This is a genomic window from Enterobacter sp. IF2SW-B1 (assembly GCF_001743375.1).
GTDB classification, from domain to species: Bacteria; Pseudomonadota; Gammaproteobacteria; order Enterobacterales; family Enterobacteriaceae; genus Enterobacter; species Enterobacter bugandensis.
Genome location: NZ_MJAA01000402.1, coordinates 1 through 351 on the forward strand (window position 1 = coordinate 1; position 351 = coordinate 351).

At 61.8% G+C, this 351-nt stretch carries 1 pseudogene; it reads left to right on the forward strand.

The window, feature by feature from the left end:
- Window positions 1–351, forward strand: a pseudogene (locus A6013_RS24810) (cell division protein FtsP); the annotation flags it as partial.

Below are 351 nucleotides of genomic sequence, written 5' to 3' on the forward strand. Positions count from 1 at the left end.
CGTACGTGGAAGTGTCCCGCGGCTGGGTGCGCCTGCGCCTGCTCAACGCCTCTAACTCGCGTCGCTATCAGCTGCAGATGAGCGATGGCCGCCCGCTGCACGTGATCTCCGGCGCCCAGGGCTTTTTAACCGGGCCGGTCTCCGTTAAACAGCTAGCGCTGGTGCCGGGTGAACGTCGTGAAGTTCGGGGGGTATTGACCAACGGAGACGAAGTCTCCGTCACCTGTGGTGAAGCCGCGAGCAACGTTGACCGTATTCGCGGGTTCTTTGAGCCGTCGAGCATTCTGGTGACCAAGCTGGTGCTTACTCTGCGTCAAACCGGCCTGCTGACGCAGGTCACCGAAAGCCTAC